Below are 12,741 nucleotides of genomic sequence, written 5' to 3' on the forward strand. Positions count from 1 at the left end.
GTGGGGGGAAAAACTGCCCCGGAAGGGGGTCTTCGCCCTGTAGACGCAGGGGAGACCGACACAGGGGGGCTGAGGAAACTCCCCTGTTTCCTGCACACCCCCCCCTCCGCCCCCCCACACCCACCCCGGCACGTCGACGCGGCGGGCTCGCCCGACCGGTGGCGGGCCCGATCGGCCGCCTTGAGCAGACGGCCGGTCGGGGCACAGCCACACGAGCGGCAGCCGTTCCCGGCGCGGGGCCGGTTCGACGAACAGGCCGTCGACCTCGGCGCAGCGCGCCCACAGGCATGCGCCTGTTACTCGTCGAGCAGAGCGGCGGCGCGGGTCCAGCCCGCGCCCGCCCCCTTCAGCTTCACGGGCAAGCAGGAGACCGTGTATCCGTAGGGGCCTGGCAGGCCGTCCAGGTTCAGCCGCTCGATCTGGCAGTACTCCCTGCGGCGCCCCGCGAAGTGGGCGGGCCACAGCACCCCCGTGTCACCCGTCTCCTGATAGCGCCGGATCATGTCGGCGAACGGCGCGTCGAGGCTGAAGGCGTCGGTGCCGATCACCTTGACGCCGAAGTCCAGGAGATAGTCGACGGCCTCGCCGTCGAGGCCGGTGAAGTCGCTGAAGTACGCCGGGGTGCCCACTTGGGCGGAGGCTCCCGTGTGCAGCAGGACGATGTCGTACGGCTCGGGGGCGCGGCCGATGCGGGTCAGCTCCTTCTCGATCACCTCCGCGCCGACGGCGCCGACCGGCTGGTCGCGCAGGTCGAGCCGGATGCCGGGCCGGTGGAACCAGTCCAGCGGCATCTCGTCGATGTGGCGCGGACGGCCGTAGTCGGCGACCGAGCCGTAGTGTGACGGCGCGTCCACATGGGTGCCCGTGTGGCTGGTGAGGGTGAGGGTGTCGAGGGAGAGCAGCTCGCCGCCCGGCAGCACCGACGGGTCGAACTCCACCCCCAGGTGCTTCTTCATCTCCTCGGCCATGTGCACGGCGCCCTGCGCCGGGGACAGGATCTCGTGGACCACGGGATCGGGCTCCCAGGCCGTCGCGTCGACCGGCGACGACAGATCGATGATGCGCATGCGGGTGTGCCTCCTCGTTTCTCAGGCGGCCGGCAGACTGAAGCCGCCGTCGGCGGTGATGACCTGCCCCTGGATCCATGCGGCCTCCTCGGAGCAGAGCAGCGCGACCACACCGGCCACGTCGTCCGGAGTGGTCAGCCGGCCGCCGGGGGTCCGCGCGGCCAGCGCTTTGAGGACCTGGGGCGGGGCGGTGCCGTCCCCCTTGTCGATCTTCGCGGTGGACACGGCGTTCACGGTGACGCCGCTGCCCGCGAGCTCCGCAGCCAGATAGCGCACCAGCGCCTCCAGCGCGGCCTTGGCGACGCCGCCGCTGACATAGCCCGGCACGACCCGCCGGGCGCCCAGGCTGGACACGGCGACGATCCGGCCGGAGCGGCCCGCCATCAACGCTGACAGCCGCCCGGCCCCGTACAGCAGCGGGCCCAGAGCGACGGAGAGGGAGCGGTCGACGGCCTCGGGGGAGGTGGCCAGGGTCGGCGAGGGGGTGAAGGAGGCGGAGCTGTGCACGAAGAAGTCGAGGCCGCCGAAGCGCTCCCGCACCTCGTTCAGCAGCCCGTCGAGCGCCGCCGGGTCGGAGACGTCGGCCTTCACCGCCACGGCACTGCCGGGCAGTCCGTCGAGCGAGCGCACCGCCTCGGCGGCGGCCGCGTCGTCATGGGCGTAGTCGAGGATCACGTCGGCGCCCGCAGCGCGCAGCCTGCGGGCCACGGCGAGACCCACGCCGCTGGTTCCCCCGGTCACCACGGCGGTGCGTCCCCGGGCGTCGGACTTCAGTGGACGGTACGTCACATCGGCTCCTGGTTGGTAGGCAGGCAAGCAGGTGGGTGGGCTGTGGTGCCGGGTGTGCTGTGCCCGTGCGCCGGATGGCGCACGGGCACAGCACACGGCGGCGCGGCGGGTCAGCCGGCGGGCAGCGACATCCGGTCGAGCACCCGGTCGAGGACGTCCGTGAGTACCCGCTGAGGCGCCTCCAGCGCCACCGCGGAGCGCCAGGCCACGAACATGTCCGGCCGTAGGAGCAGCGCGCCGTCGGGCTCCAGTCCCGCGGAGGCCGCCCACGTGCCGTCCGGGTCGTCGACCTCGCAGCCGGGACCGACGCGGTACGCCCGCAGGTCGAGACCGCTGCGTGCGGCCTCGGCCTGGGCGGCGACCACCCAGTCCCCGCCCCGGGGGCCGGCGAGCAGCGCGAAGTTGCCGTTCGGCACCAGGTCGAGGATCGAGATGCGCTCGCCGTCGTGCTCGACCCAGGCGTGCGGGACGCGGGTGCCGGGCGCCCCGTCGAGGTTCTCGTCGGCCCGCACCAGCGACCGCAGCGTCTTCGGCGGGTCGATCAGCGCACCGTCGTCGTACTGGTACGCGAGCGAGGTGATCAGCGGGTCCGCCATCGCGACCTCCGAGCGCTCGCCGTACTTCTCCGCGTCCCAGTGCAGGTCCAGGTGGGAGAAGCGCAGCAGCGCCTGGTCCCGGGTGAAGCGCATGATCGGCAGCCGCTCGACCTCGTAGCTCTTCAGGAGGCCGGGCCCGGCGGCCCCCTTGACCACGTGGGCCAGCTTCCAGGCCAGGTTGCAGGCGTCCGCGACACCACTGCTCATGCCGAAGGCTCCGATCGGCGGGATCGTGTGCGCGGAGTCGCCGGCCAGGATCACCCGGCCCTCGACGACCCGTTCGGCGACCCGCGCCGACATCCGCCACGGGATGGTGCTGACGACCTCGACCGGGATGTCGTCGCGCCCGATCGCGGCCTTGATCAGCTGTACGCAGCGCTCGTCCGGGTAGTCGGAGAGCTCCTCCTCGCCCTCCTTGTAGCTGATGTGGTAGATCCACCGGTCACGGTTGTTGACGGTGAGCAGGATGCCTTCGGAGTCGGGGTTGTTGATCTGGGCGAAGGCGAACTCGTTGCCCTTCACGACCTCGGCGAGATCGGCGGTGAACAGCACGTTGATCATCGGGTTGCCGAGGCCGGTCGGCCCCTTCATCTCGATGCCGAGCGCCTGGCGCACCGCGCTGGCGGAGCCGTCGGCGGCGACCAGGTAGTCGGCGCGGACGGTGTAGGACCGGCCGTCGGGGCCGACGAGCGTCGCCGTCACACCGGACTCGTCCGGCTCCACGGAATCGAGCCGGGTGCCGAAGCGGACCACGGCGCCCCGTGCCGCGGCGGCCTCGCCGAGGACTTGGTCGATGCGGTCCTGCGCGATGGGTCCGACGGGCGTGGGGCTGATCCGCGCGGTCAGCTCGGCGACGTCCTTGGGCGGGGTGGGGATGCGCGGCGCCGTGGCGAGGTCCGAGCCCGCGATCGTGACGAGGTCGACCTTGCCGTTGCTGGGCAGCAGATCGGTGCCGGCCGCCCGGATCGGGTCGTCGAGCCCGATGCTGCGGAAGAACTCCTTCACCGGCGGCTGCACCCCGGTGGCACGGGGGTGGGTGGTGGTGCCGGCGTGCCGCTCCACGAGCAGCACGGGCACGTCGTAGTGGGCGAGAGCTGCGGCCATGGACAAGCCGACCGTACCCGCACCCACAACCAGGACGGGGTAGTGTTCCTGCGACATTCTCAGCCTTCCTGCGGGCGATGTGGCAACCTGCCGGACTCTCCTGGTGAGGCCTCAACAACCTGTCGAGAGCCGCTTGAAAGCGGGGCTTTGAGGCACCTTCCATCCGGTGTCGAGCGCCGTTCCCGAGAGTGCGGTCGCATACTTCCGAGGGAAGGCGAGCGACCATGACGCGTGCGGACACATCCGCCCCCGAGACCGATACACCCACCACGATGGCCGCGGTGTTCCAGATGATCACCGGGCACTACCTGTCGACCGCGATCCACACCGCGGCCGGCCTCGGCCTGGCCGACGCCATGGCGGACACGGCCGTCGGCCATGTCGAGTTGGCGGAGCGGACAGGCACTCATCCGGAGCCGCTGCTGCGGCTGTTGAGCCTGCTCGCCACCGCGGGACTCGTCACGGACGAAGGAGAAGGGCGCTTCGCGCTCACCGAGACCGGGCGGCTGCTGCGCAAGGAAGGCGAGGACTCGCTGCACGCCGTCGCGCTGATGCACGCGGGTCCCGGACACATCCAACGCCTGTTCGGCCTGGGCGAGCACATGAAGTCGGCCCCGCGCACCAGGGGCTCCGAGGAGGGCGTCAACCCGTTCGCGCAGATGCCGCCGCACGCGGCCGCGATCTTCCAGCGGGCCATGACGCTGTTCAGCCGGCACACCGCGCAGGCGGTCATCGAGGCGTACGACTTCGGGCGGTTCGCCACCCTCGTCGACGTCGGCGGCGGCGAGGGCTCCCTGCTCGCGGCCATCCTCCGGGCCACCCCGGGGCTGCGCGGCGTCCTCTACGACCTGCCGGTCGTGGCCGAGGCGGGCGAGCGCACCCTCGCCGACGCCGGCCTCGCGGCGCGCGGGGAGGTCCTGAGCGGGGACTTCTTCACGTCCGTGCCGGCCGGCCACGACGCGTACCTGCTCAAGAACGTGGTGCACGACTGGGACGACGAGCGCTCCCTGACCCTGCTGCGGAACATCCGCGACGCCATGAAGCCGGACGGCAAGGTGCTGCTGGTGGAGACCGTCAGGCCGGCCCGGTTCGACACGGGCGTGGCCAGCCGGCTCGCCGCCTACAGCAACCTCGGGATGCTGCTGGGCGGCGGCGCGGAGCGCACCGAGCGGGAGTACGCCGATCTGCTGGCCGGCGCCGGGCTCACGCTGGTGCGGGCGGTGCCCGCCCGGCCCGCGTGGACCGGGGCGGCCACCGTGAGCGTCATCGAGGCGACGCCGGCCTGACCCGGACGCGCTCGACGGGCGGCACCGGCGGCACCGGTCGGTTCGGACCGGTGCCGCCGTCCGTCACAGCCAGCCGGACTCGCGGGCGATGCGGATGGCGTCGACGCGGTTGCGCGCGCCGAGCTTGGCCACGACCGTCGAGAGGTAGTTGCGGATGGTGCCGCCCGCCAGTCTCAGTCGTGCGGCGATCTGGCGGGCGCCCTCCCCTTCGGAGGCCATGCGCAGGACCTGGAGCTCGCGCGGCGTCAGCGGCGGCGGCTGGGAGTCCAGGGCGGCGAGGGCGAGTTCGGGGTCGATCACGCGCCGCCCCGCGGCCACCGAGCGGATCGCGTCGGTGAGGGTCTGCGGATCGCTGTCCTTCAGCAGGAAGCCGTGGACGTGCGCCGCGAGCGCGCGGCGCAATTGCTCGGGCCGGCCGATGCTGGTGAGGATCACGGTCCGGCACTCCGGAAGCGCGGTGTGCAGGGTCGCGGCGGCGGTCAGGCCGTCCATGCCGGGCATGCCGATGTCCAGGATCGCGACGTCCGGGCGGACGTCCCGTGCGCGCGGAACGACCTGCGCCCCGTCACTCAGCTCCGCCACCACCTCGATGCCCGGGTCCAGTCCGATGAGAGACACGAGAGCCTTGCGGAGCAGGCGCTCGTCTTCAGCGATGAGCACTCGAACCATCATTTTCGGTCATTCCCCCGTTCATGCAGTCCATCCATTCACGAACAACCGTTCGCAAGTCTCGTTAGGGCCGAGGTGTGCCACAAGGCCACCTGATGCGGTGAGTGCTTCCGCAACGTCCCTTCCGTGTGGTATGGGCCATTCCCCCTCTGCCCTGCGCCCGTTCCGGCGCAGGACGGTGCCGCGTACCGACCGCGGGCACCGTCCTTTCCCCCCGGAACGCGCCGTCCCCTACCGGACGCCCCCTTGGTCGCCCGACGAGCCCGCTCCGCCCGCCGGACCGCTCCAGGCGACATGCTCGACCCGCTCCGTGCGCACCTCGGCGAAGCTCCTCAACCGCCGCCAGGCGGCGCCCTCCACCGCGCGGTCGCGGGCCGCGGGATCCCACCAGTAACCGATCCCCGTGTAGCGGCCGGACCCCTGCAGCGACCGGCTGAGATCCGCGTACCCGAAGCCGGGCAGGGTCCGGGCGCTCCTGGCGTGTTCCACGAAGGCGGCCTCGAACTCCTCGGCCGACCCCGTCAGCCGGAAGGACGTGACCTCGACCAGCGGCGCGAGCGGATCGTCGCGCTCCCCGGCCGGCCGCGGCGGGCGGACCCGGAAGAGGTTCTTGCAGGGGTCCACCTCCGCGTCCTCCAGCATCGACCGCATCGTCGCCTGGTGGGCACGGAACTCCGGGCTCTGCACGACGCGCAGGAACGCCTGCTGGTCGGTCCACCAGCCGAAGTTGACGTAGACCGACGGGTCGCCGACCGGGCGGACCGCGTGCTGCGACACGAACCCCTCCTGGGCGCGCATGAACTCCACGTGCTCCAGGAAGAACTTCTCGAAGTCCTTCGGGTCGCCCTTGGTGGCGAACCGGCCCACGGCCGTCACCAGGCCGCTGAGGTCCCGCCCCTCGTCCACGATGCCCGCGCCGCGGCGGGAACCGCCGCGCCGTCCGTCCGGCCGTACGGTCAGCTCCTTGCGGGTGATCAGCTCCGCGCGCAGCTCCCGCCGCGGGACCTTCCCGTTGGGGGAGCGCGGCAGGCCGTCGACCACCTCCACGTGGCGCACCCGCTGGTAGTACGGCAGCTCCCGGTTGAGGTCATCGGCGATCCCGGCGAGGACTCCGGGGACCGCGCCCGGGTCGTCCGGCACTTCGCGCAGGGCGACGAAGGCGTGGACGACCTCGCCGCTGGTCGCGTCGGGATAGCCGACGACGGCCGACTCGCGCACCAGCGGGTGCGCGTCGAGGAGGGTTTCGATCTCCGCCGGTGACACCAGGTAGTTGTCACACTTCAGCAGATCCTTGATGCGGTCGACGACGTGGAGGAACCCGTCGTCGTCGACGTGGCCGATGTCTCCGGTGGCCAGCCAGCCGTCGGCGTCGATGCCGGTGGGCTCGTGGGGGTCGAGGTACCCCTTCATCACCTGCGGCCCGCGCACCAGAACCTCGCCGCGGCCGCCGGCCGGCAACACCTGACGCGTCTTCAGGTCCACGATGCGGCATTCCGTGTCCCGCACCGGCCGGCCCACCGATCCCGGCCGGGGGTCGTCCGGTCCCGCCGAGTGGGTCAGCGGGGAGGTCTCGGCGAGCCCGTACCCCTGGAAGACCGGGATGCCGAAGTGCTCGGCCAGGAGCGTGCCGACCCGGGCCGGGAGCGCGCTGCCCCCGGAGGCGATCATCCGCACCGTGTCCAGCCGCAGCTCCGGCAGCTCCGGATCGGCGGCCAGCCGGTTCAGCTTCATGGGGATGGTGTAGAAGTGGCTGGCGCGCGCCTCGTTGGCGGCCTCCACGGCGGCCCGGTCCTCCGGCGCCGTGCACGGCACGTGGACGGCGCCCGCGTGCACCACGCCGTTCACGTGCATCAGATGGAATTTGGGCAGATGGTTCAGGACCACCGAGTCGGGGCCCAGCCCGTGGGCCTCGGCCACCTGGGCGGCGTTGACGGTCAGATTGCGGTGGTTGAGCAGCACCCCGCGCGGCAGGCCGGTCGTACCGCTGGTGAACTGGACGCACGCCACGTCGTCCGCGGACATCGCGGGAGGTGCCGCCATCGCGTTGCCACGCACCTCGTACGCCGCGCTCAGATCGTCGATGGTGCGGATGTCGTTGGCGTCCGAGACCGGGCCGGGACCCACCAGGACCGCCTCGCGCAGATCGGGGAGCCGGTCCCTGATCCGGCGCAGCTGGGTGAAGAGGTCACTGGTGACGAAGGCCAGCCGGGCCCCCGACGCGGACAGCAGGTGGTGCAGGATGTGCGGGGGCAGCAGCGGGTTGATCGGCGCGGCGATGTTGCCGCTGCGGATGATCCCGTAGAACGCGACCAGGAAATCCGGGTGCGGCGGCGAGGCGACGGCGATCACGCACCGCTCCTCGCCCAGCAGGCCCCGGAGGGCGGCGGCGCACATCGTCGCCGCCCGGTCGATCTCGCCGTACGTGATGTCGCCGTAGTCGGCGCGGATCGCGGTCTTCTTCGGGTGGGCGCGCGCCGCGGCCGCGAGCAGGCCGTCGACGGTGGTGACGGGCTCAGCCATGGGCGCGCTCCTCCGCGTAGGCGCGTGCGTGCTCCAGGGTGGTCCGGCTGTTCTTGCCCAGCGCCGTACGGACGACCGCCTTGGCCTCGTCCACGGTGGTCCGGTCGCCCAGCGCCTTGGCGACGCCGGCCGTGTCGATGAGGACGACGTGCCGCGAGGTCACCTCGACGGTGCCGTCCCCCCGGTCCCGGACCAGCCACTCCCCGGTGTGGCCGGCCATGGCCATGGGGAGAACGGTCTGCTTGTAGACGATGCGGTGCTCGGGGAAGCAGACCCGCACCGAACGGGTCGTGTGGGTCGTGCCGTCGATGGTACGGGTGTCCATCTCCATCTCCTGCACGCCCGGCGTGTCCTCGCGCAGCTCCAGACGGGCGACGTGCGGCAGCCGCTCGGGCCACCGCGCGGCGTCCGCGAGGAACGTGTACACGTCGCCGGCCGCGCCCCGCACCCGTACGGAGTCCTCGAAGCTCAGCGTCAACTCATCGATGGACCCGCCGAGTTCCACGGCGCTGCGCAGCCGGTCCAGTTCGGCGCGGCTGTTGCGGTCGACGGCCTGCCGGATCCAGCGCAGCCCCTCGGGGTCGTCGTCCAGGGCCCGGTAGTCGTGGTGCAGGACGACCCGCGTCTCCTGGTCCGAGCAGGCTTCGAGCGACCACTCGCCGCCCATCGACGCCACCGGCGGCTGGGTGATCTCCTGCCGGAACCGCACGGAGAGCCGTGAGCGGTCCAGGCTGCGCCGGGAGGTCCACGTCTTCACCTCGCCGTTGGCGAGCGCCCACAGCCGGATTCGCTCGTCGGGGCCGCTGCGCTCCAACTGCTCGGCATGGATGGTCGGAGGAAATACGAGGGGCCACTGCGCCACGTCCGCGACCAGGTCGAAGACGGTGTGGGCCGGGGCCTTCACGGTGACGGAGTGCTGTACGCGTTGTGCCTCTGACTCGACCATGGTGTCGTTGTCCTTCCCGGTCACGCGTGACGGCGCCGCAGGAACTCCTGGGCGCTCTTGAGGGAGTCGAGGTTGCGGCCACCGCGCACCTCGGCGACGTGCTCCTTGGCCTCCGCCACCGTCCAGCCGCGCTTGGCCACGCCGTTGCGCTTGAGCAGTTCCGTCTGACCGGTGCGCACCAGCACGCCCTCCTGCGTCTGCTCGAACGCCATGTAGCCGTACAGCATGTCGTCGAGCGGAGGCAGCCCCTCCAGCTGGCGCCAGACGATCTTCTCGCCGGGGAAGCAGACCCGGGCCTGCTTGGTGGTGTGCAGGGCGCCGCTGGGCACCTGGACGTCCATGACGACGACCTGGAGGTGCTCGACGTCCTCCTTGGCGGAGGCGCTGAGGCAGTGCGGGATCCGCTCGCTCCAGCGGTCCGCCTCGTAGAAGTAGTTGTAGACGTCCTCGATCGGCTCGTCGATGACGAGCTGCGCCTCGTACGACACTTCGAGCTCGGCGATGTCCTCGCGCGCCTCGACGAAGGCCTTCAGCTGTTCCAGCTGCGCGGCGCCACCGCGGTCGAGCAGTGCGACCGCCTCGTCGCCGCCGGACGCCGCGGCGTCGAGGGTGTACTCGTGGCGCAGCTCCACCTCCGTGGAGCCGCCGGAGAGGGCCTTGAACGACCACGCGCCGGACGCGGCGGTCAGCGGTGCCTCCGGGTCCTCGTGCACGAACGTGATCAGCCCGGCGGCCCGGTCGAGTTCACGGCGGGCCCGCCAGGTCCTGACCGCGTCGAGCGGCCGGATCCAGGACCACCGCTCCACGCGGTCGCCGGCCGCGTCGCGTTCCACGTACGCCGTGTGCAGGACCGAAGGGAAGATCCGGCGGTGCTGCTCCACGTCGGCGATCAGCTCGAAGACCACGTCGGCGGGTGCGTCGACGGTGACGAAGTGGACGGATTTCTTGGTGATGCTCGACATGGATGCGCTCCTCTGCGCCTGGGCGCCGCGACGGCAGGCACGAACATGCGGCGCACGGGGAGGGAATCTGCCAAGGCCCGCTCGGAACCGGCTCCAGGTGTGCTGGAAACCGCCACCCCGGGCGGCAGGGGGCGATGTGCTTCGAGCCCGGATCGAGACGGCGTGGTGAACGTGAGGGCGACACCGTCGACTCGGGACAGGGAGCACCATGTATCAACGGAAGCTGGGAACCGGCGGACCCGAGGTGTCCGCCGTCGGGCTGGGCTGCATGGGCATGTCGGGCGGGTACGGGGCCACCCGGCCGGGGGAGGGCGAACGCGCCGTCCGCCGCGCCCTCGACCTGGGGATCAGCCTCTTCGACACGGCCGACTTCTACGCGGACGGGGACAATGAACGGCTTCTGGGCAGGGTCCTGGCCGGTCGGCGCGACGAGGCCGTGATCGTCACCCGAGGCGGCGTGCGCTCCCGCACCCCCGGCGGCCCGCCCGTCGTGCTCGACGGCAGCCCCGGGTACCTGCGCCGGGCCTGCGAGGCATCGCTGCGGCGCCTCGGCGTCGAGCGGATCGACGTCTACTGCCTGGGCCGGGTCGACCCACAGGTGCCCGTCGAAGAGAGCATGGGCGCGCTGGCGGAGCTGCTCGCCGAGGGCAAGATCGGCCACATCGGGCTGTCCGAGGTGTCCGCCGACACCCTGCGGCGGGCGCACGACGTGCACGCGGTCACCGTCCTGGAGAGCGAGTACTCGCTGTGGGAGCGGCACGTCGAGGACGCCATCCTGCCCGCTGCTCGCGAGCTGGGTGTGGGAGTGCTGGCCCACACCCCGCTCGGCAAGGGCTTCCTGACCGGCGTGCTGCGCGGCCCCGAAGAGCTGGGGGAGGGGGACCACCGGCGCAACCACCCGCGCTGGCAGGGGGAGAACTTCCGGCGCAACCGCGAGATGGTCGACGAGGCGGCGGACATCGCGGCGGAGCTGGGCGTCAGCCGGGCCCGCCTCGCCCTTGCCTGGCTCCTGGCCCGCGGCGACGACATCGTCCCGATCCCCGGCAGCAGGCGCGAAGCCCACCTGGCCGACAACGCCGCCGCCACCGCACTGACACTGTCCCCGGACCACATCACGCGCCTGGAGGGCATCTTCCGGCCGGAGCGGGTGTCGGGAGCCCGCCACCCCGCGCACCGCAAACAGGCCGGCGCCGACCGCGACGGCTGACACGCCGCGACGGCTGACACCGGCCCGCGCGGAGGGGGTGCCCGGGGCCGCGCCCCGGACACCCCCTCGGCGGCAGCGCCGCCGGCTCAGGGCGCCCCGAACCAGGTGGCGAGGGCCGTCCGCAGCCCCTCGGTCTCCGCGTCACCCGGACCAGCCGCCCAGACGACATAGCCGTCGGGCCGGATCAGGAGGGCGTCGGCAGGTGGAGCTTCCACGGCGTCGGCCCGCACTACCCGCACCCGTGAGTACCAGGGCGCCGCGACGTCCTGCGCCTTGCCCGAGAAGTCCAGCAGCAGGCCCCGGCCCGCGTGGAGGAGCCGGACCAGGCTCGTGTCGCCGTCGGGGAGGGTGAAGGTGAGGTCCCGGGCGAACGAACCGGTCAGCGGATGCCCGTCGCCCAGTTCGTAGCGGGCACCCGCGCCGGTCGCGAGCTGGGCGAGGTGCCGGTTGACCTCGGGGATCTCCAGCAGCTCGGAGAACAGCACCCGCAGCGCGGTCACGTTGCGGGCCGGGTCGAGCAGCGCGAGCTGGGTCCTGCTGTAGTCCAGGACGGCGGCGGCGGCCGGCCGCCGCTCCGCCTCGTAGCTGCCGAGCAGCCCGTCCGGCGCCCACCCCCGCACCTGCGCGGCGAGCTTCCAGCCGAGGTTCGCCGCGTCCTGAAGGCCGAGGTTCAGACCGAGACCGCCGTACGGGAAGTGCACGTGGGCCGCGTCACCGGCCAGCAGCACCCGCCCGGCGGCGTACCGGTGGGCCAGCCGCGTCGTGTCGCCGAACCGCGTCATGAAGGTGGGGTCGGCGATCGCCAGGTCCCGGCCGAGGATCCTGCGGACCGCGCCGCGGAACTCCTCGAACGTCACCGGCGCGTCCCGGTCCGGGTGGGGCCGCCCGAACTCGTTGGTGACGATCCGCACGACACCGTTGGGCCGGGGATTGATGTTGACCGTGCCGACGTCGGTGCGGGTGATGCCGCGGCGCTCCTCGGCCATCGTCGGCAGCGAGCAGTCGCAGAGCATGCCGCCCACGGTCGGGTCCGTGCCCGGGAAGTCGATGCCGGCGAGCTTGCGGACCACGCTGCGCCCGCCGTCGCAGCCCACCAGGTAGCCGCCGCGCACCCGGAGTTCACCACCGGGCACGGCGACGGTGACGGTCACCCCGTCGGCGTCCTGCACCAGGCCCACGACGTCGTGCTGCCGCAGGACCCGCATCCCGAGCGCCCCGGCACGGGCCTCCAGGACCTCCTCGACCTTCGTCTGCGGCACGTTCAGCAGATACGGGTGGTCGGCGTCGATCCGGTCGAGCGCGAGCAGCGGCCACAGCCCCGCGAAGGGCATCTTCGGCCACGGCGCCTTCTCGTGCATCAGACCGTCGAGCAGCCCCCGCCGGTCGAGGGTCTCCACCGTACGGGCGTGCAGCCCCCAGGCCCGTGCGACGGCGGGCCGCCCCTCGGAGCGTTCGAGAACCACCGTGTCCACGCCCGCGAGGCCCAGCTCGCACGCGAGCATCAGGCCGACCGGGCCGCCGCCGGCGATCACGACGTCCGCGGTGATGTCCGCTCCGGATTCCGCTCCGGCGTCCCGCTCCGCTCGCGCGGTCAT

General features: G+C 72.4%; 10 protein-coding genes. 2 read left to right on the forward strand and 8 right to left on the reverse strand.

Going from position 1 to position 12,741, the window contains the following annotated elements:
• Positions 1 to 296: 296 nt before the first annotated feature.
• The 3 genes from ACZ45T_RS25390 to ACZ45T_RS25400 all read right to left on the reverse strand — a co-directional run bounded on the left by ACZ45T_RS25390 (position 297) and on the right by ACZ45T_RS25400 (position 3,613).
• Complete coding sequence (locus ACZ45T_RS25390; protein ID WP_468445004.1) at positions 297 to 1,067, reverse strand: cyclase family protein; 771 nt, start codon at positions 1,065 to 1,067, stop codon at positions 297 to 299.
• A 21-nt stretch (positions 1,068 to 1,088) separates the two neighbouring features.
• Entirely contained in the window at positions 1,089 to 1,856 is a 768-nt protein-coding gene (locus ACZ45T_RS25395) for an SDR family oxidoreductase (protein ID WP_468445006.1), read from the reverse strand.
• A 110-nt stretch (positions 1,857 to 1,966) separates the two neighbouring features.
• Positions 1,967 to 3,613: an FAD-dependent monooxygenase gene (locus ACZ45T_RS25400; RefSeq protein ID WP_468445008.1), complete on the reverse strand. Its 1,647-nt coding sequence runs from the start codon at positions 3,611 to 3,613 to the stop codon at positions 1,967 to 1,969.
• 167 nt (positions 3,614 to 3,780) lie between these two features.
• On the opposite strand from ACZ45T_RS25400, the gene ACZ45T_RS25405 reads away from it, so the two are divergent.
• Positions 3,781 to 4,842 (forward strand): methyltransferase, encoded by a 1,062-nt coding sequence (locus ACZ45T_RS25405; protein ID WP_468445010.1) that lies wholly within the window; start codon positions 3,781 to 3,783, stop codon positions 4,840 to 4,842.
• A 63-nt stretch (positions 4,843 to 4,905) separates the two neighbouring features.
• On the opposite strand, the gene ACZ45T_RS25410 is transcribed toward ACZ45T_RS25405, so the two are convergent.
• The 4 genes from ACZ45T_RS25410 to ACZ45T_RS25425 all read right to left on the reverse strand — a co-directional run bounded on the left by ACZ45T_RS25410 (position 4,906) and on the right by ACZ45T_RS25425 (position 9,939).
• Complete coding sequence (locus ACZ45T_RS25410) at positions 4,906 to 5,511, reverse strand: response regulator transcription factor (RefSeq protein ID WP_468445069.1); 606 nt, start codon at positions 5,509 to 5,511, stop codon at positions 4,906 to 4,908.
• Positions 5,512 to 5,742: 231 nt separating this feature from the next.
• Complete coding sequence (locus tag ACZ45T_RS25415; protein ID WP_468445012.1) at positions 5,743 to 8,031, reverse strand: AMP-binding protein; 2,289 nt, start codon at positions 8,029 to 8,031, stop codon at positions 5,743 to 5,745.
• The gene (locus ACZ45T_RS25420; protein WP_468445014.1) at positions 8,024 to 8,977 is read right to left on the reverse strand and encodes an aromatase/cyclase; all 954 of its coding nucleotides are present in this window, start codon (positions 8,975 to 8,977) and stop codon (positions 8,024 to 8,026) included. Before ACZ45T_RS25420 ends, ACZ45T_RS25415 begins: the two co-directional genes overlap by 8 nt.
• A gap of 20 nt (positions 8,978 to 8,997) precedes the next feature.
• Positions 8,998 to 9,939, reverse strand: a complete 942-nt coding sequence (locus ACZ45T_RS25425; RefSeq protein ID WP_468445016.1) for an aromatase/cyclase — start codon at positions 9,937 to 9,939, stop codon at positions 8,998 to 9,000.
• Positions 9,940 to 10,147: 208 nt separating this feature from the next.
• Between ACZ45T_RS25425 and ACZ45T_RS25430 the strand changes: the two genes are divergently transcribed.
• Complete coding sequence (locus ACZ45T_RS25430) at positions 10,148 to 11,146, forward strand: aldo/keto reductase (protein WP_468445018.1); 999 nt, start codon at positions 10,148 to 10,150, stop codon at positions 11,144 to 11,146.
• 86 nt (positions 11,147 to 11,232) lie between these two features.
• On the opposite strand, the gene ACZ45T_RS25435 is transcribed toward ACZ45T_RS25430, so the two are convergent.
• Entirely contained in the window at positions 11,233 to 12,741 is a 1,509-nt protein-coding gene (locus ACZ45T_RS25435) for an FAD-dependent monooxygenase (protein ID WP_468445020.1), read from the reverse strand.

This window comes from Streptomyces sp. NPDC030995 (assembly GCF_055571215.1).